Genomic DNA, 24,988 nt, shown 5'->3' with positions numbered 1-24,988 from the left:
ATTAAACATACATGCTAAACTCTAGTTCCTCTGCAGTTTTTTGTGATATTCATCACGAAAAAATCATCTTTGAATACATGAGATTATGAGTAAATAGCATAATGTGGTTGTTGACAAAGAATTTTATAAGTAGTCTAATATAAGTATGTATTACGATTTTAGCGCGTTTGGCTAGTGTGAGCAGACATCGAAAAAATCGTAAAAAAAATAGGTATGAGATAGTTGTTTAATGAGTGTATAAAGTTACATACACAGACTATTTCGATTTGGAGGATTAACATGGCTAAAAAATTAAGAATTTGCGAAACCGTTCTTCGTGACGGTCATCAATCTATTTTGGCAACACGTATGCGCTACGAACAAATGGAACCAGTGCTCGGCCTTTTAGATGATATTGGTTATGAAGCTCTTGAATGTTGGGGCGGCGCTACTTATGACAGCTGTCTTCGTTTCTTGAATGAAGATCCATGGGAACGCCTTCGCAAATTGAAAGCTAATTTGAAAAATACCCCATTGCAAATGTTGCTTCGCGGTCAAAATTTGTTGGGCTATAAACACTACTCCGACGACGTAGTAGAAGCATTCTGTAATGCAGCTGTAAAAAATGGTATCGACCGTATCCGTATTTTCGACGCATTGAATGACCCACGCAATATGGAAGCTGCTATTAAGTATTCCAAAAAAGCTGGTGCACACGTTCAATCCGCTATGGTATACACAATTTCTCCAGTTCACACAACTGAAAGCTTCTTGAAAGTAGCTGAAACTTTGGTAGAAATGGGTACTGATTCCCTTTGTATCAAAGATATGTCCGGTTTGTTAGGACCTGCTGATGCATATGATTTGGTTTCTACTTTCAAAAAACGTTTTGGCGAATTGCCAATCGACTTGCATAGCCATTTCACTTGCGGTCTTGCTAGTACTACATACTGGGAAGCTGCTAAAGCTGGCGTAGATATCATCGATACTGCTATCTCTCCATTCGCTCATGCAACTAGCCAACCAGCTACTGAAACTATGATTGAAATGTTCAAAGGTACTGAATGGGATCTTGGCCTTGACCTTGATAAATACATTCCATTAGTTGACCACTTCCGTAAAGTAAAACAACAAATCGCAGAAGAATTCAACTTGAAACCAGCTAGTGATGTAATCCCTGCTGTTCGTCGTTACCAAATTCCTGGCGGTATGTTGTCCAATACTCAAAACCAATTGAACGAAATGGGTATGGGCGATCGCTTCTTTGACGTTATGGATGAAATGCCACGCGTTCGTGAAGACTTGGGTTACCCTCCATTGGTAACTCCAACATCCCAAATCGTTGGTACAATGGCTATGATGAATGTTATGATGGGCGACCGTTACAAAATGGTTCCTAACGAAGTTAAAGATCTTGTTCGTGGTAAATATGGTCAATTACCTGGTACAATTTCTGATGAAATTCGTCAAACTATCATTGGTGATGAACAACCTATTACTTGCCGTCCAGCAGATCTTATCGAACCTGAATTGGAAGGTTACCGTCAAGATTTAGCTTCTAAAGGCTACAATGGCATCACTGACGAAGACGTATTGACTTACGCTATGTTCCCAGAAGTTGCTATTAACTTCTTCGATGCAAATCGTCGTTAATCCAAATTTTAAAAGAGGATTCTTAGGAATCCTCTTTTTTTTGACCATATTTAAACTATCCTCATAGAGAAATAGTATAATTCAGTATATATTTTGTTTTATTAAATGAAGAGATTCAATAGTTGTTTCATTTTTTATATTTTAGCTTTTTTATAAACAGTATAGACGAGTTCCTATTAAAAGGGGAGACTAAGGAACTATGAAATATCAGATATTACCAATTTTCATATCGCCATAAGATACATGGGTGCGTGTGAAAATATAATTTTTACGAAAAGTATTAGATATTAAAAGGGTCGAGATACCTTTGAATAATCGGTCAATTATAAACTACGTATGAAAGAATAGTGAAAAATATGTTGGATATTTGCGTGTTTTACTTGCGTTAAGTTATAAAAATAGCGTAAACTATAGAGAGTATCTACTATTTATGATATTGAGGTAATCCTGTGAATTTACAAATACGAATTTGGATATCCAATGTTGTGCTGTTTGTTGTACCTATTTTAATAGCAATTATTTTATTTTTGCTATATTTTACAGGTTTGCGCATATTGGCCAATGCCGGTTACTATTTGCGTATTGAGCAGGAACAACAGTTTAAAAGTGTCAGTCGAATAACTGAAACCATTACCTTTTATGGGTTAGAAAATGATCTAATTAATAGCTTGGTTAAGCCTAGCTATAGCTTACTTGATCCAAAGGAAGTATATGTTGAAGTACTTGATCAAGGAAGTATGGTGTATAACTACGGTAATCCACAAATCTATAGTGCTTCTGCCATTGTTGGTCTTATTGATGTTAACCCTGAATTACAGGGCATCGTATATCAATCCAATAATACTTTTGTTTATGAAATGAGAAAGTACGATGGACGTCATTCCTATGTATATCATATTGCGATTAGGCGTGCTACTCATGGTAGTGATAGCTTAATGGAATCCGTATCTTTCTATATTATCGTAGTTTCCATATTGCTCTTTATTGTTACATTTTTTGCTATTAACCGATTTGTTACACGATTTATCATGATTCACGTTAAGAATATGACAAAGTCGTTAGAAATGGCGAATCGTCAAATTGAAATGGAACAGGAGCAACAAAAAGAGCTACTCGCTGGTATATCTCATGATATACGAACTCCATTGACGGCTATTAAAGCGTATGCTGAAGGTGTTCGTGATGGTATTGCACCAACGGAAGAGCAACAAAAAAGATACATGGGGATTATTTTGAAACGGGCCAATGATTTAGATTCTATGTTAGAGGAACTATTCCTCATAACAACATTGAACTATAAAAAAGAATCTCGTCCATCTGAGCGAATTGAATTAGGTCAGTTTGTACGTGACTTTGTAGAAGATCATTTAGCTCCGTATCAATCGAAGGGGCTTGAGATTAAGGCCCGTATAGCTACGGAAACACCTTTTATCAATGCTAACCCACAATTGTTACAACGTGTTTTGCAGAATGTGTTGAACAATAGTGCTAAGTATAAAATGACCGATATTGGTCACTGCGTCATAGATGTAACGAGTGATGATGATTTTGTATACTGTGTCATCAGTGATGATGGACCAGGTGTGCCGCCAGAATCTCTAGAGCGTCTGATGCGCCCATTCTATCGTGTAGATTCGTCTCGTACGAATCCTCAAGAAGGTAGTGGCCTAGGATTGTCGATTATCCGTCGAATTATGGAAATCTTTGAAGGCCGAGTTATGATTGAAAATGTAAGGCCACATGGTCTACGTATTATATTAGAGTTTCCTAAGCAAGGAGAAGAATCATGAGTGAACATATCTTAATTATTGAAGACGATTTGGATATTGCCAATATTGAGCGTGATTATTTAATGGTGGCGGGCTATGATGTAACTATTATGACTAATGGTACAGATGGTATTGAAGCAGCATTAAATACTCCTGTAGACCTTATTATCCTTGATGTTATGTTGCCAGAAATGGATGGCTTTGAAGTTTGTCGCCAAATTCGCGACAAAGTTCGTGTACCAATCGTTATGGTAACTGCGCGTCTTGATGATATCGATAAAATCCGTGGTTTAGGCGTAGGTGCCGATGACTATATTGAAAAACCATTCTCTCCATCTGTATTAATTGCGAAGATTAAAGCTATGTTGGCGCAATATAAACGTTTAACAGAGCGTGATGCAATGGAAACTAACGCTATTCAATCCGGTGAAATCCGTCTGGATCCTAAGATGATGAAAGTATGGGTGAATGAAAAAGAGGTTCATCTCAAAAAGAAAGAATTCCAATTGTTGGAATTTTTGATGCGTAACCGTGATATCGTATTCAGCAAAGAAGAATTGTATTCTCGTGTATGGGGACTTGACTCCTATGGTGATTATGCAACTGTAGCGGTTCATATTAATCGTTTACGTGAAGAAATTGAGGATAATCCATCTGATAGTAAGCATATTATTACAGTGTGGGGTGTAGGGTATAAATTCGTTTAGTATCGAGAATATGCATTCACATTATACTCACGTTGTTCGTGGCTGTTGATTAGATATGACTTTATAGAGATTTTATTATAGAGATATAATCAAAGGTTTAAGAATTGTTTATATAGTTACTTTGATAGTTTAGATATTCCATGTATACTTATTTAAGTAAGGCTGACTATGACTCTAGATAAGTAATATTTTAACTTCTCTCTCTTAATAAGTTCTCTCTAAAGCTTATCTAGATCACATATACTCTCTCTCAACAGTCCTTACACTCTCAAACTATATGCATAAAGGGCATTTGCTAGCGACGGCTAGTAAATGCCCTTTATGTTTTTTAGATTTTAGATATTTGAATACATTCTATACAGCTTCTTTCAGGATTCTAGGTATTTATCTAGTGGAGGATATACGGTTATAATAATTATACTTTCATAAGAAAAGTTATAAATTGATATCTTGCATTGTAAAAGCAGGCGTACTATAATAGGTTCATCAAAATCAATTTTATAAAATTAATTTTGAGCTGATTTGAATTAGTGTGAGACGTGGCGTATTTATAAAGTATCATAATTATATGATTTATGATTTGGTTCTTATTTTACCTTTTATAATCATCATTAAGACGTTATGGGTGATGTAGAAGAATATTAAGAAGAATATAAGGAGATCTACATGACATTTTCAAAATATAAGAAAACAGTAATTGCGTGTATTCTTGCTTTGGGTATTGGGGTAGGCGGAGGATACTATTTCTTTGGCAGCCCTGTTAATACGCAACCAACAAACGTGAGAGAACAAACTAAACAGACTAAGCCTATTACTGAAACGCGTAATACCTATGTAGTACAAGCAGCTAAAGAATCTGGGCCAGCTGTAGTAGGGATTACAACACAAGTATTTCAAAAGGATATTTTTAACCGTACTATCTATGCTGGAGAAGGTGTCGGATCTGGTGTGCTTATCGATAATGACGGACATATTATAACAAATAAACATGTGGTAGCGGGGGCTAGAAATGGGGAGGTTACAGTATCATTGTCTGATGGCAGTACGGTGACGGGGACTGTTATAGGTTCAGATTCACAGACGGACTTAGCAGTTGTAAAAATTAAACCTCCAAAAGATATTAAACCTATCAAAATTGGTGACTCTGACTCCTTGCAAGTAGGGGAGCCAGCTATTGCTATTGGCAATCCTTTAGGTCTTGAGTTTAAAGGTTCAGTTACCTCTGGTGTTATTAGTGCCTTAGCACGTACAATTGATGATCAAGGTCAACGATTCCCATTGATTCAAACTGATGCAGCCATTAATCCAGGTAACTCAGGTGGTGCGCTTATTAATGCAGATGGTGAGTTAATTGGTATCAATAGCTCTAAAATCTCTAAAGAGGGAATTGAAGGTATGGGCTTTGCTATTCCAATTAATTCTGCGATGACAATTGTTGATTCTATTATTAAAAATGGTAAGGTCATTCGCCCTTATATTGGGGTGTGGGCTGTAGACCGTCAAACTGCAGCGCGCAATAATGTAACCTATGAAGGTGATGGACTTCTTGTTGTTCAACTTGATCCTAATGGTCCTGCTGCACAAGCTGGTCTCGTAGAAGGGGATACGATTGCACAAATTGATGGTAAAGATATTACTACATTACTTGAATTAAAAGAACAAATTGATGCTAAGAGCCCGGGAGATACAATTTTGGTATCCTATACTCATAACGGCAAAATGAAGAGTACACAGCTTAAATTAGGGGAAGCGTCTTCAAATTAGAATCTAGTAAATAAAACTTAATTAAGTATTCCAATAATGCACTACTTTCTTTTGTAGTGTTAGAAAATCCTCATCTTTTAGATGAGGATTTTTAGTTATAATAGGGTGCTTTAATAGATTTTGTATAAAAAATACCATAAATAAGAAAATTTTTTTGAAAAAATTTTTCCCTATAAACGCAGAAATTAACTGTGTTTATAGATTAGAAATAAGAAAAATATATTAAATTTCAATATTTTTTTACAAAGTACCTTGCGTTCCGAGGTACCTTATGTTATTATGTATTTGTCAGTACATGATAGTGACCGTAAGAGAGCTTTCACATTGGCAGGCAAGCACAGCCTAAAAGGGAGGAACTATGCAAGTTCAATTAAAAAAAGGTGTTATGGACATGCTGGTGCTAGCATTACTAACACAAAATGATCGCTACGGATATGAAATCGTAAGCACCATTTCGGAATATATTGAAATATCTGAAGGAACGATATATCCATTGTTTAACAGACTGAAAAAAGAAAAGTATGTTGAAACGTATTTAAAGGAGTCTTCTACAGGCCCATCACGGAAATACTATCATATCACGAACGAAGGCCGTGCAGCATATAACAAGATGCGTCAAGAATGGGATGATTTTTCTGGTGTTATCAATATGCTGTTGAAAGGAGTCGATAATAATGAACAAAAATAGCTTTTTGGATGCATTGCGTAATATATTTAAAAAAGCGCGTGTTGCAGATGTGGAGAGTATTATAGAGGTTTATGAAGAACATTTTGCGGTAGGTTATGAAAAGGGTCTTACCGATAGTGAGATCATTAAATCCTTAGGGACTCCAGAGGAAATATATGCATCCTACGTAGATGCAGGTATCATTACAGACACAATGAATCAAGATGGTAGTGAAAGTAAATCCGTTAATATGCAGGAAATTTATGCACGATTTGATGATTATAAAGAGCGTCTTTTACCTCAATTACCGGGGATGGCTAAAAAAGCATCTAAGACTTTGCTCTCTATTGGAAGTGCCTTATCCTATATTGTAGGTGCTCTTATATTCATTATTACACCGGCTATCTTGTTCTTGCTAGGTAGCTCATGGCAACCATTTGAGAATGTTACTGCATTTCCAGTATTGTCCATTGTAACTTTAGTGGCACTTGGTGGTGTAGGTTTATTTGGTGGACTTACATGCGTCTTTGTTGGTACAGAGCTTCGTGGTGTGCGTGAACGTTACTTCCGCAATGTGGACTAAGGAGGATTTATGAGACGAATTATAATAACAGCGATTTTAACCGTAATTTGTGCTGTTGGGGCATGTACATCTTTTGCCGTTAATGATTTACCTAATTTTGGTGAATGGATGAAAACAAATGAACAACAGTTTAGAAAACCACATAGACATGATGGTCCTAATAAATATATGGATAAACATATGATGGATGGAAATAATCAAATGATGCCTCAAGATGGCATGGGGCCAAATAATGGCCAGCATATGCACCAAAATGGTCAAAACCAAATGATGCCTCAAGATGGTATGGGACCAAATAATGGCCAGCATATGCATTCAAATGGTCAAATGCCTCCACAAGGTCAAATGCCTATGCAAGGCCAACCACCTCAACAAACTAATGGTAATGCACCACAACAACAAAGTGAACAAGGTGTGCCACAAGCTACACAAAACTAATGATACTTTATGAGTCCATTTCTCTCATAAGATTATAGAGAACGTGGTCATGAAAGTGCATTCATGGCCACCATAGAGTCACACACTCTATGTGATACATTCGTATCAGAATCTCTCTCTTACACACAATAACTACACACAAACAAAAAGAGCTCCTTCGCGAAGGGGCTCTTTTTGTATCTATCTATAAATATAGATTGTACTTGATGGGCTGGGAATATTTTATTAACTTCTTAATGAAAAACGACCTATGCATGCATATAGGTCGTTAAAAAATTATTTGATGTGTTTAGAACCGCGTTCTGTCATAGCTACGCCGTCTTTGCAAAGAGGGCATTCTTCAGGTTTATAAGTTGGAACTTCAAGATTAAGTAATGCTTGTACCTTTTCGTGAGGTACACCGAATTCTGCTTTGCCCCCAGAACGGTTTACAAGAAGGCCTACCCCTACGATTTCACCACCGGATTGGTTTACAACATTTACTACTTCTTGTACAGAACCACCAGTAGTTACGATATCTTCAACGATAAGTACTCTTGTGCCTGGCTCGATTTTAAAACCACGACGTAATGTCATAACGCCTTTTTCGCGTTCTGTGAAGATAGCACGGGTGCCAAGCGCTTTACCTACTTCGTGAGCGAGTAAGATGCCGCCGGTCATAGGTCCAATAACAAGTTCTACATTTTGATCGCGGAAGCGTTCAGCTAATTCTTTACAAAGTTTTTCTGTATATTTTGGATGTTGTAATACATTAAATTTTTCAACATACATTGGACTGTGGAGACCAGATGTCAAAAGGAAGTGACCTTCTAAAATAGCTTGAGTGTCGATCAGTAATTGTTTTACTTCTTGTTCTGTCATCATTTGGATACTTTCTCCATTTCTTCAATAATTAAACGAACCGCTTCACGAGGGTTTTCGGCTTGTGTAATAGGTCGACCGATAACAAGGCGAGATGCTCCATCTTGTAATGCACTAGCTGGTGTAGCAACCCGTTTTTGGTCGTCTGTTGTTGCAAAGGAAGGGCGAATACCAGGGGTAACGATGAGGAAGTCATCGCCACATGCTTCACGAATCATTTTGGCTTCTAATGCGGAACATACAACACCATCCATACCACAGTCTTTAGCGAGTTTTGCAAGGCGAATGACTTGGTCGGAAATTGGTAGCTGACCACCAATAGCAGTCCAAGATTCATCGTCAAAGCTAGTTAATGCGGTGATGGCTAATAATTTTGGGCGTTCTACGCCTAGTTCTTTGCCACTCTCACGAGCTGCCTCAACAGCAGCTTTCATCATGACAGGACCACCTTGACCATGTAAAGTAATTAAACTAGCGCCGAGACGTGTTAAGGAAGCTACGCCATGGGCTACGGTATTTGGAATGTCGTGCAATTTCAAATCAAGAAATACTTGTTTGTTTTGCTCCTGTAAAAAACGAATTGTTTTTGCTCCTTCGGAGTAGAATAGCTCCATGCCGACCTTGTAAAAGCTAACCGAATCACCAAGGGATAATACGATTTCTTTCACTGCATCCATCGTGGATACGTCAAGGGCAACGATTAATCTGTCATCTGCCATGTTGCAACCTCCATACTACATACATATCTAAATAATTTTCACATACTGAGGGCCTATCTGTCAATTAAAATTGGTGTGAATGAGGTGATTATTGGTCACCTTTGAACAGTAGATTATAGTCTATTTCATGCTATAATAAGTAGAGTAAATGAATATAATTCTTATATATAGATTTTGAAAGGAGTCCTATGTTAGATTTTGTTGCATTAGACTTTGAAACAGCAAATAAATTTAAAAATAGTGCGTGCTCCTTGGCGGTTATTACCGTAAAGGACGGACAAATTACCAAAAAAGCATATAGCCTCATCAAGCCTCCGTTTATGAGTTTTGATGATGAATGTATTGAAATTCATGGTATCCAACCGAAGGATGTTCTTCATGAAAAGACCTTTGATCAGTTGTGGAATGCCATTTATGAAAATCATTTAAAAGGGAACATTATGGTGGCTCACAATGCGAAATTCGATATGAACGTATTGCGTGCTACTTTAGATTATTATAAAATCCCTTGGCCAGAACTAGATTATGCATGTACAGTTAAACTTTCACGTGCGGTATGGCCTGATTTGGTTAATCATAAGTTGAATACAATGGCCGCATATATTGGAGTTGAGTTTAAACATCATTATGCACTGGATGATGCAGAGACTTGTGCAAAGGTTGTATTAGAAGCTGCTAAGTTGAAAGGCGTTAATAGTTTACCAGATTTATTAAAGACTACAGGCGTACCGTTAGAACCATTCATTGATGATAAAAATCGCTCTGCTCAAGATGCATTACATAAAGAGCCAGAACCAGAACAAATGTCGTTCTTTTAGTAAGGAGAGGTAGTATGTTGGGGAAAGAATTATTAGCTTATGTAGATCATACATTATTGCGTCCTACAGCTACATGGGATGATATTAAAGAAGTTTGTGAGGATGGTATAACGTATAAAACTGCATCCGTTTGTATTCCTCCAGATTTTGTAGCATCCGCCCATGAAGCATATCCAGAACTTAACATATGTACCGTTATCGGTTTCCCTTTAGGATATGAAACAACAGAGGTAAAGGTGGCAGAAACGAAACAGGCTATTGAAGAGGGCGCTTCTGAAATTGATATGGTTATTAATCTTGGAGATGTAAAGCAAGGTGATTTTGAAGCGGTAACTAGCGAAATTGAGGCGCTTAAGAAGGCTTGTGGTGATAAGATTTTAAAAGTTATCATTGAAACTTGTTATCTTACAGATTCTGAAAAGGTAGCGCTTTGCAAATGTATTACAAATGGTGGCGCAGACTATATTAAAACATCTACTGGATTTGGTAGCGGCGGTGCAAGTCTTGAAGATATTAGACTCTTTAAAAAGCATATTGGTCCTAATGTACAGATTAAGGCCGCAGGTGGTATTCGCTCTATTACGGATATGAAAGCCTATATTGCAGAAGGTTGTAGCCGAATTGGAGCCAGTGCAGCTGTAGAGTTATTAAAGAATCACTTGAACGAAGAAGTATAATAGAAAACCACCTAGGCTATGCTTAGGTGGTTTCTTAGAATGGCGGTGTAACTATGCGTATGTATGATATTATTCTGAAGAAAAGGGCGAACTTGCCGTTATTAGATAAGGAAATCCGCTTTGTCATAGATGGCTATGTAAATGGAGAAATCCCTGATTACCAAGTGAGTGCGCTCTTGATGACCATAGTTTTTAATGGTATGAATGCTCGCGAATTAGGAACTTTGACCTTGGCTATGGCTCAATCAGGTAATATGGTAGACTTATCGAATATTGATGGGATCACCGTAGATAAACATAGTACAGGTGGCGTAGGAGATAAGACCACACTTATTATTGCGCCTCTCGTAGCTGCTTGTGGCGGCAAGGTGGCTAAGATGTCTGGACGTGGACTTGGTCATACAGGCGGCACTATCGACAAGATGGAATCTATTCCAAATTTAAAGGTATCTTTAGAGAAAGATGCTTTTATCAATCAAGTTAATAAAATTGGTCTTGCTGTTATTGGTCAGTCGGAAGGGCTTGCACCTGCTGATAAAAAGCTATATGCTTTGCGCGATGTGACGGGAACTGTGGATAGTATCCCTCTTATTGCATCCTCTGTTATGAGCAAAAAATTGGCTTCTGGTGCTCAAGCAATTTTGTTAGATGTAAAGGTTGGCAGTGGTGCCTTTATGAAAAACATAGAGGATGCTCGTGAATTGGCTAAAGCAATGGTAGATATTGGAAAGGGAAATGGCCGTTTAATTAAGGCTATTTTGACGGATATGGATCGACCGCTAGGCCATGCTATTGGAAATGCTTTGGAGATTCGCGAGGTTATTGATACGTTGAAAGGTCATGGTCCAGAGGATTTAACGCATGAATGTATTATCATGGCTGCTCATATGCTCGTATTGAGCCATATGTGTGATTATGAAACTGCTCTTAATCGTGTGCAACAAGCACTAGATTCTGGTACAGCCTTAGAACGATTACGATTAATGGTTGATGCTCAAGGAGGAGATAGCCGCGTTATCGATGATGAAAGTATATTGATAATCGGCCAGTTTACCTATGATGTGATAGCACCTCAAGATAGTTATATTATCCATATGAATACAGAACAATGTGGGATTGCATCCGTTATGCTTGGAGCCGGTCGCACTGTTAAGGATGGTCCTATCGATTATAGTGCGGGCATCTTGATGCACAAGAAAACAGGCGACTCAGTTACAGTAGGTGAATGTATAGCTACCTTGTATGCTTCTGATGAGAGCTTGCTTTCTAATGCTGCAAAGACATATTTAGAGGCGATTACCTTTGGCGAAACTGCACCAATCATGGCGGATACGATTCTTGATATAGTGGAATGAGGAGATCCATATGATAGAAAAGGAAACTCATATGACAGAACAGGAAATTCAAAACCTTATAGATCGCGCCATCGTTGCTCGTGAGAAAACTTATAGTCCGTATTCCCATTTTGGCGTAGGTGCAGCTATTCTCTGTGAGGATGGGACTATTTATGAAGGGTGTAACATAGAAAATGCTTCTTATGGCTTAACGAACTGTGCAGAACGAACCGCTATATTTAAAGCTGTATCAGAAGGGCATACAAATTTTAAGGCTCTTGCCGTAGTTGCTGATACGGAAGGGCCTTGTGCACCATGTGGTGCTTGTCGTCAGGTGATTTCTGAATTTGAAATACCTCGTATTATAATGGCGAATTTAAGAGGGGACTATACAGTTGTTGAATTAGAAGGTTTATTACCTTTTAGATTTGGGGCCGATAACATGTAAAAAAGAGACCACGTTGATGTGGTCTCTTTTTGGTATACCTTAGAATGCAGGAACAATAGCACCTTGGTATTTTTCTTGGATGAATTTGATAATTTCAGGACTATGAAGTGCAGCCATCAATTTTTTAATGCGAGGGTCATTTTCATTGCCTTTAAGTACAGTTACGATATTTACGTAAGGGGAATCGTTATTTTCAATTGCCAATGCATCTTTGCCAGGGTTAAGACCTGCGTTTAATGCAAAGTTAGTGTTGATAGCGGCTAAGGCTACATCGTCAAGGGAACGAGGTACTTGTGCTGCTTCTAATTCTACGAATTGATATTCGTTAGGGTTCGCAGTAATATCTTGCACTGTAGATAAGATGTTTGTAGAGTCTTTTAATGTAATTAGACCTTGTTTTTGTAATAACAATAATGCACGGCCACCGTTTGTAGGGTCATTAGGAATAGCGATTTTAGCGCCTTTTGGAAGATCTTTCAAATCTTTGATTTTACGGGAGTATAAACCCATTGGCTCAAGATGAACACCACCGGCAGATACTAAGTCAAGTTTGTGAGCTTTTGCGAATTCCTCCATGTAAGGTACGTGTTGGAAGAAGTTGGCATCAATTTCTTTGTCCCCTAAAGCCAAGTTAGGTGTGTTGTAATCAGTAAATTCTGTGATTTTTAATTCGATACCATCTTTTGCTAAGATTGGTTTAACTTGTTCCAAAATTTCTGCGTGAGGTACTGCTGTTGCCCCTATTTTTAATACTTGTTTGCCATCGCTAGCAGCTTGTTTGTTGTCGTTACCACAGCCTGCGATTAATAAAGCGCCGCCAAGGATTACAGTAGCTGCCAATGCTAAAAATTTTCTCATTAGACACACTCCTTATACAATAATTACATATAAAATATTAAATCTATAGTACTAAATAATTTCCTATCTATCAAGAAGGAATTATTATAGGTTCTCCATAACTAAAAACTATGGAGAACCTATAATATAAGTATGTTCATTTTTAAAATAATTTGCCCATGATAAGTCCAATCGCCCACATTAGTTGATAAATCATAGCGGCCCCAGCGGTAGTTCCCATAGCCTTATCTAATTGGAACTCATCTGTATTGGTAGATAATGTATGAATTGTTTTGAAAGCCAGTGGTGCTGCAAGGAATGCTAATAAGGTGAACCATGTCATATGGCCTACTATAATCCAAGCAATGATCCAAATAAAATTGAAAATATATGAGATACTCATTAAGCTGAGTGCTCTTTCACGACCAAGCACGATTGGCAACGTGTGACGTCCATGGCTTTCATCATTACGAATATCTCGGATATTATTCGTCAACATGATGGAACCAACTAGCAATGTAGATGGAATTGCAGGAATTAACAGGGCTAAGGATAATTCTCGTGTCCAAGCATAGCCTGTAATGAGTACGATGGCAAAACCCATGGCGATACCAGAGGAAATTTCCCCAAATGGTGTTCGAGAAATTGGTTTTGGACCGCCAGAGTAAAGGAAACTAATTAGAATACATAGGAAGCCTACAGGAATGTAGTACCAAGTTATAGTAGCAGATAAATAAAGACCAATGATAATGGGTACAAACATGAGTACTTTAATCATCGTTATAATGAGCTCTGGTGTTATAACGCCACGTGTGATAGAACCAGCATTACCTACCTTTTGACCAGCATCAAGTCCAGATTTAAAGTCTTTATATTCATTCCATAAATTAGCTACAATTTGGGCTGTTACAACAGCTAAAAATATGAGCACTGTATGTAAAATGGCAAGACCTGTACCCTGAGCAGCACCAAATGCGTAATAACTAAAGGCGGCACCTAAAATGGTAGGCCCCAATGCAGCCGCTAATGTGCGAGGCCTAGTGAGGGGAATTAATTCTTGTATCATGTTAAAAGCACACCGAGTGTGCACTCCTTTCCATTTCTCATACATATATCATCTTTACATGTCTATTTATGTATTGTATAGCAGAAAGGTAAGCTTGTAAATTATACTATACAGTTATATATGTCGATATAGTATAATAATTAATATATGCAGTATAGATTATCTTTTAAACTCTTAATATATACTGCACGGATTATCTAACAATCTATACATAGTGTATTGTTAAAAAGGTGAGGTGTCTTATGAGAACTCTCAATAAAAAGTTGATGACATTGGCTTGTGCCACCTGTTTAACTGTGGGTATGGGGGCAGTGGCATGTGCTGATACGGTAGATTTAGGTTATGGTATGTACGGCAGTACTTCCCCAACTGTGAAAGCTGTAGAAGTTGTGCATATTTCTACTGATGCAAGATTGCGTAATCAAGAACAAGATAAATTTCTCAAAGTAGCAAATAAATCTGCTGTTGATACTATTAATAATGTTGTGAAAGCACAGACTGGTGTAGCTGTTGAACCAGTGAAGGGGGATTTTCTTGATGGTTACTCCTTCTATCAACTGCAAGGTACTGATAAACAAGGTCATCATATAGGTGGTTTAATTGTTATTAACTATTCTAAAAATGCAATTGATCAAGTTATAGGTATGAATAAGACTATTTTAGAGAAGGGGTCAGATGCGGAAAAAGCCGCATTAAAGCATTCTATCTCTAAATATGTAGAATCTTACTCCAAAGAGACGGCCCAACAACAATTACAAGACCTGAAGAGCAATACTATTGAAGGTGCTAAATTAGCTAAAGATCTAAAAACGATAAATGATAAGTTACCTTCTCAAATTATAGGTGTCTTTGATAAAATGCTTGCCACAGATAAGAAATCATCTCCTAAAAGTATAGAAGAGATCCGTTCTTATGTAGACTTTATGGCAAAACAAGTAAGCCTAGATGCAACGCATGTGGCCTATAAACCTGTTCAAACACGATATGGTACAGCTGTGACAGGCGATTTACGCGGTAGTCTAAAATATGATGGCTTTAGAAATACTTATTCCTTAATTGGTTATGCTGTTCCTATAGATAAAGGTGTATCTTTACAGCTTTTAATGTCTGATGACTCTAGCCATGATTATTGGGCTAATGAGTTGAATCATATGTATCAAACACAATCTCTCAAGGGAGGTAAATAATATGAAATCTTTGAAAGTATTGGCTTGTGCAGCTTGCCTAATGGGTACTGTATCTGGCGTAGGTTTTGCTAAGGATGTACAAACAATTGCAGGATCCATGGTAGTGCCTAACAATGTAACTGTTGTTTCTGCATCCAAAACAAATACACGTGATTTTGTAGAAAAACAATTAAATGAGGAATCTTCAAAATCTACGATGTCGAATATGATGGCAAAGGAATTTTTCCAAAACTTTGGCACCAATTTTGATGTATACCAATTGCAAGGGGCAGATAAAACTGGTCAAAAAGATGCATTCGTAGTAGCTGTAGATGTTAAACAAATAGCGCAACAAGTGGCTAAAGAAAAGGCTAATGACCCTATGTTTATAGCGGCAATGGCCGCTCTTGATAAAGGTCAAATTGATCCTGTAACAGAGCAACTTCTATTAGGAACAATAAATAAACAGATTCCCACTAGCACAACAGTAGTTCCTTTGAATGGGCCTATTAATGTGTCTAGTCGTGATCCCCAAAAAGCAACGATTATGCCTAAAACACTTAAAACTCTAACCGTAGAAAATGCAGAACAAGTACATCCGGTGGGTGGTACAAAATATCAAACATATGCAGCAAGCTCTCGCTTGTTATATGCAGATGGAAATGTACAAACTCCACTCTATGCAAATGCTGCATTTGTGTTGAAGCCAGGAAAACCAGTGTTGTATGTAGGTATAACAACTGATGTACAACGTGATTATTTCAAACCAATATTTGACAATGCATTCAAATCAATTAAATAATTGGTTATATACGTACTTTTATGTAATATGTGATATATTGAGGTAAGTCATATATATCGAGGCATCAACATGAGTTTCGCACCTTAAATATAGTCATATTAATTTATATTTATTTATAAAAGGAGATTTATCATGAAAACAATTTCTACAGACAAAGCACCAGCAGCAGTAGGCCCTTACTCTCAAGCTAAAGTGGTTGGCGGTTTATTATTTGCTTCTGGTCAAATTCCACTCAATCCTGCAACTGGTACAGTTGTTGAAGGGGGCATTGTAGAGCAAACTGAACAAGTATGCAAAAATATTGAAGCCGTATTGACTGAAGCTGGTACAGACTTTTCCAAGGTTGTTAAAACAACTTGCTTCTTAGCTGATATTGGTGATTTCAAAGCATTTAATGAAGTGTATGCTAAATATTTCACTTCTAAACCAGCTCGTTCATGTGTAGCAGTAAAAGACCTTCCATTAGGCGTTATTGTAGAAGTGGAAATTATTGCGGAAGTATAAGATGGATTATATTTCTTTGTTACAGTCAGAGATGCGTCCTGCCTTCGGTTGTACTGAGCCAATTGCATTGGCTTATGCGGCTGCGAAGGCAGTCTCTGTTTTAGATGAGTTTCCTAACCATATTCATGCAAGATGCAGCGCGAATATTATTAAAAATGTAAAATCTGTAGTCATTCCAAATTCTGGGGGGCGAAAAGGACTAACGGCGGCCGCTACACTGGGTGCTATTGTAGGTCATCCAGAGCGTGAACTTGAGGTGTTGGAATCTGCTACAGACGAAGATCGCAAATGGCTTGGTACATTGCTTGATGCTAACTTCTGTACCGTTTCACTTGCTGAAGGCGTAGATAATCTATATATAGAAATCACTGCAGAAACAGATGAACATACAGCGGTTGTTCGCATTGAAAATGACCATACGAATGTAACCTATGTATCAGTAGATGGCGAGATTGTCTCTGAAACAGTCAATGAAATCAAGAAAGCGGCTAAAACAGAATATGCCATGACCTTCGATAGTATTTACGAATTTTCCTTAACAGGTGATATTTCTGGTATCCTACCTCAAATTAAACAGCAAGTTGAGTATAATACTGCAATTTCTAAGGAAGGTCTGTCCAATGATTATGGATCTAATATTGGACAATTGTTATTGTTAGATGAAGAAAATCCATCTCTCGAAACGAAATGTAAGGCTCGTGCCGCAGCTGGCTCTGATGCGCGTATGAGTGGCTGCCCATTGCCTGTTGTTATTTGCTCTGGCTCCGGTAACCAAGGTTTAACCGTATCTGTGCCAATCATTACGACTGCCGAGGAACTTGGTAAAAGTGAAGATGAATTGTATCGCGCTCTCGTCTTTGCTAACTTGCTAACGCTTTACGTTAAATCTGGTATTGGTAAATTGTCTGCATACTGTGGCGTTGTATCTGCCGGTGTGGTAAGTGTAGCAGGTATTGCCTTCTTGAAGGGTGATAGTAAAGATATAATCGAGAACACTCTTGTAAATGGTCTTGCAAGTTTATCTGGTATCGTATGTGATGGTGCGAAACCATCCTGTGCAGGTAAAATTGCAATTTCCCTTGATGGCGCCTTTATGGGATATAAACAAGCTCGCCTTAACAAAAACTACCAAAAAGGCGATGGACTTGTAGCATACTCCGTTGATGAAACTATCCGCAGTATTGGTGCTGTGGCACAAGGCATGAAAGAAACGGACGTAGTTATATTGAATGAAATGCTAAAACACTAAACTGCAAGTGACGTGGTTAGCTGAATATAAAAAGAACCCTTCGTTGGTCTGTACCTTCAAAAATTGTGTCCAATTTTTGGGGTACAGTTCACGTGAAGGGTTCTTTTTTGTTTATTGTAATTTTTTAGGATCTTTAAGTATCAATGAAGCCCCAAGACCTACTACTAGGAATGGTACGAGTGTCATCATAGCGGCAGGTAAAGAATAGGTATCCGCAAGGTTACCTACTACAGGTGCGATGATACCGCCGATAGTTTGGCTCACCCCGAGGGTAATACCGGACGCAAAGCCGATGCTTTTAGCAAGGTAGGTTTGGCCTAGTACGATAACGGGGCTGTAGCTAAGAGCTTTAGCAGCGCCAATCATGAGTAGTAATATATAGGCTATAGGCATCATGATAACAGGGGAGAAGGTTGGCACTTCTGTTAATAGGAACATGGCTGGTAACCAAATCAATAGGGATAGTCTAATGATTTTGATGGGACCATATTTGTCGCCTAATAGACCGCCAATATATGTCATGAAGATACCGATACTAAAGAATATGGTTAATGCAAAGCTACCTTGCTCTGGGCTAGTGCCGAGTTCACGAGTCCAGAAGATAGGAATGAATGCATTGATAACACGGAAGTTTACTGATTGGCTTAGGATGATAATAAACAAGATGCCAAAGTATTTCCAGTAATTTTTGAGTGGTTTTGCCACTAGTGTAGGGTTTTCCATAGCTACTGCTTGGTCGATAGTGTGTGCACAAGTTACTATGCGCGGCATGAGGACGAATAAAACCGTTGAGATAATAAGACCTACTATGGTGAAAGCTGCTAGTCCATGAGGACCTACTGTATAGGCAATAGAGCCCGCAAAGAGTGGGCCGATGGCAAAACCAGAGCTACCGCCGATGGCGAAGGTGCCCATGGCTTTACCTTTTTTACCACCTCCGAGGCGATTCATGATTTTCGCTCCTTCAGGGTGGAAGATAGAGGAGCCTACACCAGCTAAGGTAGCACAAATAAGCAAGCTTTCATAGGAGGTTACAAACCCCATGGCACCTGTGCTACAAGCTGAGAGCAGAACCCCTAAGGCGATGAGCCGTGGCTGATTGATCTTGTCAGAGACATAACCTAATAATGGCTGTAACAATGAAGATAATGCTGTATTGGCTAAGATGAGAAAGCCCGCTTGTTCTAAACTGAGTCCATAGGTATAGATGAACAGTGGTAAGAGGGCAGGCAATACACTTTGACAGGAGTCATTAATCATATGACTCACCGTAATGAGATAAGGGTAATATTTTTTCATAGTAGTGGTCCCTTCGCAAAAAAGCGCTAACCATGGTTAGCGCTTTATATATTTTATATGGCAGAGGAGGAGGGATTTGAACCCCCGCGCCGGTTGCCCGACCTACCGCATTTCGAGTGCGGACCCTTCAGCCTCTTGGGTACTCCTCCGTGTTTTACGGCGCTCTTTAAAAAAGTCTTTCATGATTTGACTACATTCATCACCAAGGACACCCGATGCTAATTCAGGTTCATGATTTAAACCAGGGTGAGAGAGTACATTGAAAAGAGACTCTACAGCGCCTCCTTTGTAATCACTTGCACCATATACAACACGGTCAATACGACTGTTGATGATGGCTCCAGCGCACATCGGACACGGCTCTATCGTAACATACAGGGTACAACCAGTCAACCGCCAGCGCTTGAGTACATCGCATGCTTCGCGGATGACGAGCACTTCTGCATGAGCCGTTGCATCGTGATCTAGTTCACGGCGATTATGATGACGTGAAATAATAGTGTTATCTTGTACCAAGATGGCACCGATAGGAATTTCTCCTAGGTCATAGGCCTTGCGAGCTTCCTCTAGGGCAAAACCCATGAAATACTCGTCCCGAGTGCGCTCATCCATATTTTTAATCTCTATAGGTGTAATGTCTTTTGTCATTCTCATACCTCTTAATGTATAATATCTTACATAAAGTCTATCATAGTGTGCGAAGTTATGCGAATAGATTGTGTGAGGGTATTATGGATATTATTTGGTACATATTTGATATGATTGGCACTATTGCCTTTGCTATCTCCGGAGCACTTGTTGGGGTGGCGCGGAGAATGGATATATTTGGTATGGCTGTATTGGCACTGGCCACGGCAATCGGTGGTGGAATTGTACGGGATGTTCTCTTGGGGTATTTTCCGCCGAATTCATTACGCAATATTGTATATGTAACTGTGGTTATTTCCGTAACAATTATCGTATTTATTATGTATAATAGTCGTTATCGCAAGCATGCTATGGGTCCTCGTAGCCGAGCAAGCTATTTATTAGCCGACGCTGTGGGGTTGGCATCTTTTACAGTAACCGGAGCATCTGCAGGGTTTAAACTATATCCAGAGTTGCCAATTTTCATTGTTTTATTAGGAACTATTACTGCCGTTGGAGGTGGTATTATCCGAGATATGCTGGCTCAACGGATTCCGTCTGTTTTGAAAGAAGATGTGTACGCTCTGCCTAGTGTTATTGGGGGCATCGTTTATTACTTAATGGTTATTTCTAACTGGGTTGGAGAGGCTGTATATGGTGCTTTTACCGTTGTACTAGTTATCCGTTTACTAGCTATTAAATATAATTGGAGCTTACCCAAAGTGCGCTAAAGCTAAAGGCACTGCATTTGAGAAATAACAGGTAAATGATATAATTATACTATTAAGTATTTCATAAAAGTGTCAGAAAAAAAGAGTATTATATAAGAGTTAATTTTCGAGTCGAGAGTACTCGTGTACACAGAAGGAGATTTGCTTTATGACAAATAAATGGTTGAAAGTAGCATTAATGGTTACAGCCATTGCTACAGGTACATCCATCAAAATTGATGCAGAAACCGTATTATATGTACCTCAAGATGATCGCCCTGTAAGCTTGCAGTATACAGTTGATACAGCTCGTGAAGCGGGTATGACTGTGTTGACACCACCTCAACATTTGATTTCTGGTAAGACGTACCAAGGTCAAGCTGATCAAATTATGGCTTGGGTAGAGCAAAATGCAGGTCGTGCTGATGTTATGGTATTAAGTACAGATACTCTTATTTATGGAGGTCTTGTAGATTCTCGTAAACATAATATTCCTCTTAGCACATTGCAAAATCGCTTGAAACGTATTGAAGGTTTAAAAGCGCGTAATAAAAATGTACGCATCTATGGCTTTGGTACCGTAATGCGTTCCCCACGTGCGAGTGGTGGCGGCACTGAACCGGCCTACTATGCGGAATATGGCCCAACTATCTTCCAAATCGCTGCATTACAAGATAAATTAGATTCTGGCTCTTTAACGCAAGAAGAAACTCAAAAATTGATGAGCCTACAAGCCTCTGTTCCTGTGGAATACTTGCAAGACTGGTTTGATCGCCGTCAAAAAAATATGAAAATCAACAAAGAGTTGATTGATGAAACTCGCAGTGGTGTATTCGACTACTTTGCATTAGGTCATGATGATACATCTCAATTATCTCAATCCGCATTAGAAGGTCGTTACCTCAACAAATATTCCAAGGATATTTCTGTTGAAAAATACGGTAGCTTCCCTGGTGCTGACCAACTTGGTCTCTTGTTGATGGCGCGTTCCCGTACCGATGTGAGCACAGAAAAACCTACATTCTCCGTAATTTATCCACTCGGTGGTGGCGGTAAAACATTGCCAGGTTACGAAGATCAAACGATTGATAAAACAATTGCTCAACACGTTGAGGCCGTAGGTGGCACGATGGTGACACAAGGCAAACCAACTGTATTATTGGCTGTTAATACACCTCTTACTACGAGCACAGGCGAGTCTGAAAACTTCGAAAACTTCCCAATGATCTCTAACTCTACAAATGCTTTCGTAGATCGTATTCAACAAGCTGTTGACTCTGGTGTGAACGTAAGCGTTGCAGATATTGCTTTCAATAATGGTGCAGATAATACATTGGTATCCGCTATGTACAAACGAGATTTGTTGTACAAAATTGGTGCGTATAATGGTTGGAATACAGCAAGTAACACCGTAGGTTACGCTATTGCTCAAGGATTATTGCTTAAATCTATGAGTCCAGAAGGTCATCGTGATATGTTGACGCAACAATATTTGGACAACTGGGCATATCAAGCAAATATCCGTAAAGATATTTATCGTATGCAAGATTCTATCAGAACAGACAATGTTCGTTACTCTGGTGAATTAAATGAACGTCTTGAAAGTTATTTAGGTGAACGTATTCAAGATTTCGCTGAAAAATACCTTAAAATTAATCCTCGTACAGTAAAAGCTACATTCCCATGGGGCCGTCTATTTGAAACGGATATTACCGTTTACGACAAACCAGTGGTACCTCTTGAAAAAGAATTACGCTTGAAACGAGAAGCTGAAGCAAAAGCTAAGGCTGAAGCAGAAGCTAAGGCTAAGGCAGAAGCGGCTGCTAAAGCAAATGGTCAGGCTGTACCAGCACAAGCAGCGCAACCTGAAAAAGCTGCAACGCCTCAAACACCTGCATCTACACCTCCGGTAGTTAAACAACCAGCTACAGAGTCTCAAGGTCCACGTGTGGTACCAACACCTGCCGCTGTACCTGGTCAATAGTGAATAGGGAATGGCTATGAAAAAAGCGTTTTTACCGGAAATTACTTATATGCGAGGCCTCTGTATGCTCGGTGTTATTGGCATTCATGTAGGATCTTATGCATTGCAAAATCCTTTTGTAAATTTAGAACTCATCAGCGTGTTAGAAATTCTATCTCGCTTTGGAGTGCCTGCGTTTTTCTTCCTCTCTGCATTTGGCTTGTTTTATCATACTTCGGTAGAGGGACCATTCTCATATAAGGAATTTATGCACCGCCGCATTCAGGTGGTGCTATTTCCATATATTACGTGGTCCATCTTTTACCTGCTATATACAGGGATGACAGCTCATAATTTTGGCAATTTACATCCAGGGCCGTTGGCGATAAATCTACTCTTTGGTACTTCTATGTATCATTTATATTTTATGGTTATTTTGCTATGGTTCTACGTGATGATGCCATTATGGCGGGCAATGGTGAAAGTCATCTTAAAACGGCCTATATTTTGGATGGTTTTACTATTTGTCATCCAAGTTGGTATCGATTATGTTTCGTCTTACATGCTTGGCCGTTGGGTAATGGAAAATCTAAGCAATCAGCCAGTTCTTAAATATCTTTTTGATATGCGACTCAACTATTGGGTTATTCATTATGTGTGGATTTTCCTTTTAGGTGCCGTATGTGCTGAACGATATGAAACCGTCTGCGAATATATGTGGCGTTATCGTTACCTTTTAGGCGTCAGTGCGGTAAGCTCCGTATTGTTGATGCTTGGCTCCTATTACTATGTCATGGACGTATGGCATTACACTGTGTTGGAAGCAATTTACACGGTACATCAAATGAGTCCTATGGGCGTTCTTTATACAGGATTGGGAACGATGTTTAGTTTGTTCCTATTCCAAAGGCTACCTATGAATGTGACGATGGAGTCCATTTGGTCTGAGATAGGCGATAAATCGTATGGTATTTATTTATCACATCCATTTTGGTTGTTAATCATTTCGGGTGTGATGGCTAAATATAATCTCTTGTATACGGTGGCCAACGTGTTAATTATGTATATTATGGCGTTGGGATTATCCTATTTGTCTACGGTGGCTCTTAATTATATGCCTAAATCTATCCGTAAATTTATACTGGGGCATTAGTCTAGTATGGGAACTATTTTATAGAGATACCTAATTGGTACTAGTACTCTAATGGTGCACCTAGTTTTAGTTATTTCTGTAGTGCTGATTTAGTATTAAAATAATATTTGCTATACATCCGCTAGGATATAGTTTTTAACTATGGTATCCTAGCGGATTTTTATATATCGAATTAATATCTTTCACAAAGTAAAGTGTGAAAATTTGAAAGTAATTGTGTTATAATAAGTCCATGATGATTACCACTTGATAGAGTAACGAAATAGAAAAAGAGGTGCTCCTATGCAAGAATTAACATATTTTAACGGTGAATTCGTCGAACCAGGTGCTAAAGTTATTAGCATTGATGACCGTGGCTATTTATTTGGTGACTCTGTATATGAAGTTGTTCGTGTCGTAAAAGGCCGTTGCTTCGCTTTGTCTTACCACCAAGATCGCTTGTATCGCTCTATGCGTGAAATGGATATCCCTGTAAAAATGACCCCTGATGATTTGACAGAATTGCACGAAATTTTGATCGAGCAAAGTGAAATCAAAGAGGGCTATATTTATTTACAAATCTCTCGTGGTGTAGCACCACGTCATCATGCTTATGATCGCTCTAAATTAGAACCACAAATGCTTATGTCTATCCGTACCTTGGATTTAGATGAAGTCAATAAATTGGGTGAAGGTGTAAAAGCGATAGCTTTACCTGATGAACGTTGGGATCATGTAGATATTAAGACTACAAACTTGATCCCGAATATCTTGGCGCAAACAAAAGCAGAAAAGAAATTTGCCTATACAGCCATCTTGTTCCGTGATGGTATTTGTACAGAAGGTGCCACATCTAATGTGTTTGCTGTTAAAGATGGTATCTTGTACACGCATCCAGCGGATAATCATATCTTAAAAGGTATTACGCGCCAAATGATCTTAACCCGTGTAGCACCATCTTTAGGTATTACCATTATTGAGAAAGAATTTGACCGCACCTTTGTAGATGAAGCGGACGAACTATTCTTTACCGATACAATTGGTGGTGTCATTCCAATTACTAAGCTAGACAGAAATCCAGTATCTGGTGGTAAACCAGGTGCTATTACACTTCGTCTACGCGAAGCTCTAGAAAAATTGATGGAAGAAGGATTACCTTGATAGATAAGCTGCTTTCATCAAATAATACATATTTACCTTAAGAAAGGAAATTATT

The 24,988-nt window shown here is 38.6% G+C and carries 25 protein-coding genes and 1 tRNA gene; 19 read left to right on the top strand and 7 right to left on the bottom strand.

Annotated elements, in window-relative coordinates:
• The first annotated feature begins 279 nt into the window (after positions 1-279).
• The 7 genes from VPHSUH08_RS07445 to VPHSUH08_RS07415 all read left to right on the top strand — a co-directional run bounded on the left by VPHSUH08_RS07445 (position 280) and on the right by VPHSUH08_RS07415 (position 7,560).
• Positions 280-1,632 carry a pyruvate carboxylase subunit B gene (locus tag VPHSUH08_RS07445; RefSeq protein WP_008602782.1) on the top strand — a complete coding sequence of 451 codons (1,353 nt, stop codon included), beginning with the start codon at positions 280-282 and terminating at the stop codon, positions 1,630-1,632.
• Positions 1,633-2,081: 449 nt separating this feature from the next.
• Complete coding sequence (locus tag VPHSUH08_RS07440) at positions 2,082-3,422, top strand: sensor histidine kinase KdpD (RefSeq protein WP_077708186.1); 1,341 nt, start codon at positions 2,082-2,084, stop codon at positions 3,420-3,422.
• Positions 3,419-4,108, top strand: coding sequence for a response regulator transcription factor (locus VPHSUH08_RS07435; RefSeq protein ID WP_004693664.1), 690 nt, complete (start codon positions 3,419-3,421; stop codon positions 4,106-4,108). The genes VPHSUH08_RS07440 and VPHSUH08_RS07435 overlap by 4 nt, the downstream gene beginning before the upstream one ends.
• Before the next feature lie 666 nt (positions 4,109-4,774).
• A complete protein-coding gene (locus VPHSUH08_RS07430; RefSeq protein WP_004698370.1) occupies positions 4,775-5,872 on the top strand; it encodes a S1C family serine protease in 1,098 nt (365 codons plus the stop codon).
• A 358-nt stretch (positions 5,873-6,230) separates the two neighbouring features.
• The gene (locus VPHSUH08_RS07425) at positions 6,231-6,560 is read left to right on the top strand and encodes a PadR family transcriptional regulator (RefSeq protein ID WP_004693657.1); all 330 of its coding nucleotides are present in this window, start codon (positions 6,231-6,233) and stop codon (positions 6,558-6,560) included.
• A complete protein-coding gene (locus VPHSUH08_RS07420) occupies positions 6,547-7,122 on the top strand; it encodes a DUF1700 domain-containing protein (protein ID WP_008602778.1) in 576 nt (191 codons plus the stop codon). The genes VPHSUH08_RS07425 and VPHSUH08_RS07420 overlap by 14 nt, the downstream gene beginning before the upstream one ends.
• 9 nt (positions 7,123-7,131) lie before the next feature.
• On the top strand, positions 7,132-7,560 hold the full coding sequence (locus VPHSUH08_RS07415; RefSeq protein ID WP_105087114.1) for a transcriptional regulator: 429 nt from the start codon (positions 7,132-7,134) through the stop codon (positions 7,558-7,560).
• A 276-nt stretch (positions 7,561-7,836) separates the two neighbouring features.
• Here the strand turns inward: VPHSUH08_RS07415 and pyrE are convergent, their stop codons facing one another.
• Positions 7,837-8,424, bottom strand: coding sequence for an orotate phosphoribosyltransferase (gene pyrE, locus VPHSUH08_RS07410; protein WP_008602774.1), 588 nt, complete (start codon positions 8,422-8,424; stop codon positions 7,837-7,839).
• On the bottom strand, positions 8,421-9,140 hold the full coding sequence (pyrF, locus tag VPHSUH08_RS07405) for an orotidine-5'-phosphate decarboxylase (protein ID WP_105087113.1): 720 nt from the start codon (positions 9,138-9,140) through the stop codon (positions 8,421-8,423). Before pyrF ends, pyrE begins: the two co-directional genes overlap by 4 nt.
• Before the next feature lie 188 nt (positions 9,141-9,328).
• On the opposite strand from pyrF, the gene VPHSUH08_RS07400 reads away from it, so the two are divergent.
• The 4 genes from VPHSUH08_RS07400 to VPHSUH08_RS07385 are packed head-to-tail and all read left to right on the top strand — an operon-like array spanning position 9,329 to position 12,417.
• Entirely contained in the window at positions 9,329-9,958 is a 630-nt protein-coding gene (locus tag VPHSUH08_RS07400; RefSeq protein ID WP_004693647.1) for a 3'-5' exonuclease, read from the top strand.
• Positions 9,959-9,972: 14 nt separating this feature from the next.
• Complete coding sequence (gene deoC, locus VPHSUH08_RS07395) at positions 9,973-10,635, top strand: deoxyribose-phosphate aldolase (protein ID WP_105087112.1); 663 nt, start codon at positions 9,973-9,975, stop codon at positions 10,633-10,635.
• Positions 10,636-10,688: 53 nt separating this feature from the next.
• Positions 10,689-11,990: a thymidine phosphorylase gene (locus VPHSUH08_RS07390; RefSeq protein ID WP_105087111.1), complete on the top strand. Its 1,302-nt coding sequence runs from the start codon at positions 10,689-10,691 to the stop codon at positions 11,988-11,990.
• 10 nt (positions 11,991-12,000) lie between these two features.
• Positions 12,001-12,417: a cytidine deaminase gene (locus VPHSUH08_RS07385; protein ID WP_158251056.1), complete on the top strand. Its 417-nt coding sequence runs from the start codon at positions 12,001-12,003 to the stop codon at positions 12,415-12,417.
• Positions 12,418-12,456: 39 nt separating this feature from the next.
• Here VPHSUH08_RS07385 and VPHSUH08_RS07380 read toward each other — a convergent pair whose 3' ends face one another.
• The gene (locus VPHSUH08_RS07380) at positions 12,457-13,275 is read right to left on the bottom strand and encodes a MetQ/NlpA family ABC transporter substrate-binding protein (RefSeq protein ID WP_004698373.1); all 819 of its coding nucleotides are present in this window, start codon (positions 13,273-13,275) and stop codon (positions 12,457-12,459) included.
• Positions 13,276-13,417: 142 nt separating this feature from the next.
• Positions 13,418-14,320: a 1,4-dihydroxy-2-naphthoate octaprenyltransferase gene (menA, locus tag VPHSUH08_RS07375; protein ID WP_105087110.1), complete on the bottom strand. Its 903-nt coding sequence runs from the start codon at positions 14,318-14,320 to the stop codon at positions 13,418-13,420.
• A 242-nt stretch (positions 14,321-14,562) separates the two neighbouring features.
• On the opposite strand from menA, the gene VPHSUH08_RS07370 reads away from it, so the two are divergent.
• From VPHSUH08_RS07370 to VPHSUH08_RS07355, 4 genes are all read left to right on the top strand, one after another.
• Positions 14,563-15,507 (top strand): hypothetical protein, encoded by a 945-nt coding sequence (locus VPHSUH08_RS07370; protein ID WP_105087109.1) that lies wholly within the window; start codon positions 14,563-14,565, stop codon positions 15,505-15,507.
• A 1-nt stretch (position 15,508) separates the two neighbouring features.
• Entirely contained in the window at positions 15,509-16,288 is a 780-nt protein-coding gene (locus VPHSUH08_RS07365; protein ID WP_105087108.1) for a hypothetical protein, read from the top strand.
• A 132-nt stretch (positions 16,289-16,420) separates the two neighbouring features.
• A complete protein-coding gene (locus VPHSUH08_RS07360) occupies positions 16,421-16,792 on the top strand; it encodes a RidA family protein (protein WP_004698345.1) in 372 nt (123 codons plus the stop codon).
• Between the two features lies 1 nt (position 16,793).
• Positions 16,794-18,041, top strand: a complete 1,248-nt coding sequence (locus VPHSUH08_RS07355) for a serine dehydratase subunit alpha family protein (RefSeq protein ID WP_105087107.1) — start codon at positions 16,794-16,796, stop codon at positions 18,039-18,041.
• Between the two features lie 111 nt (positions 18,042-18,152).
• Here VPHSUH08_RS07355 and VPHSUH08_RS07350 read toward each other — a convergent pair whose 3' ends face one another.
• The 3 genes from VPHSUH08_RS07350 to tadA all read right to left on the bottom strand — a co-directional run bounded on the left by VPHSUH08_RS07350 (position 18,153) and on the right by tadA (position 19,988).
• Positions 18,153-19,340, bottom strand: coding sequence for an MFS transporter (locus VPHSUH08_RS07350; protein WP_105087106.1), 1,188 nt, complete (start codon positions 19,338-19,340; stop codon positions 18,153-18,155).
• 58 nt (positions 19,341-19,398) lie between these two features.
• Positions 19,399-19,489: transfer RNA gene (locus VPHSUH08_RS07345), tRNA-Ser, on the bottom strand.
• Complete coding sequence (gene tadA / locus VPHSUH08_RS07340) at positions 19,443-19,988, bottom strand: tRNA adenosine(34) deaminase TadA (RefSeq protein ID WP_199176060.1); 546 nt, start codon at positions 19,986-19,988, stop codon at positions 19,443-19,445. Before tadA ends, VPHSUH08_RS07345 begins: the two co-directional genes overlap by 47 nt.
• Before the next feature lie 83 nt (positions 19,989-20,071).
• Here tadA and VPHSUH08_RS07335 point away from each other — a divergent pair, with 83 nt between their 5' ends.
• The 4 genes from VPHSUH08_RS07335 to VPHSUH08_RS07320 all read left to right on the top strand — a co-directional run bounded on the left by VPHSUH08_RS07335 (position 20,072) and on the right by VPHSUH08_RS07320 (position 24,933).
• On the top strand, positions 20,072-20,698 hold the full coding sequence (locus tag VPHSUH08_RS07335; RefSeq protein WP_105087105.1) for a trimeric intracellular cation channel family protein: 627 nt from the start codon (positions 20,072-20,074) through the stop codon (positions 20,696-20,698).
• A 148-nt stretch (positions 20,699-20,846) separates the two neighbouring features.
• Positions 20,847-22,661 (top strand): DUF4127 family protein, encoded by a 1,815-nt coding sequence (locus VPHSUH08_RS07330; RefSeq protein ID WP_105087104.1) that lies wholly within the window; start codon positions 20,847-20,849, stop codon positions 22,659-22,661.
• A 10-nt stretch (positions 22,662-22,671) separates the two neighbouring features.
• A complete protein-coding gene (locus VPHSUH08_RS07325; protein WP_105087103.1) occupies positions 22,672-23,793 on the top strand; it encodes an acyltransferase in 1,122 nt (373 codons plus the stop codon).
• A gap of 282 nt (positions 23,794-24,075) precedes the next feature.
• Positions 24,076-24,933, top strand: coding sequence for an aminotransferase class IV (locus VPHSUH08_RS07320; RefSeq protein WP_004698337.1), 858 nt, complete (start codon positions 24,076-24,078; stop codon positions 24,931-24,933).
• The last annotated feature ends 55 nt before the right edge of the window (positions 24,934-24,988 follow it).

The organism is Veillonella sp. S13054-11 (assembly GCF_002959795.1).
Lineage (GTDB): Bacteria > Bacillota > Negativicutes > Veillonellales > Veillonellaceae > Veillonella > Veillonella parvula_E.
The sequence above is the reverse complement of the archived record's forward strand: the minus strand, read 5'-3'. Positions and strand labels throughout refer to the sequence as shown.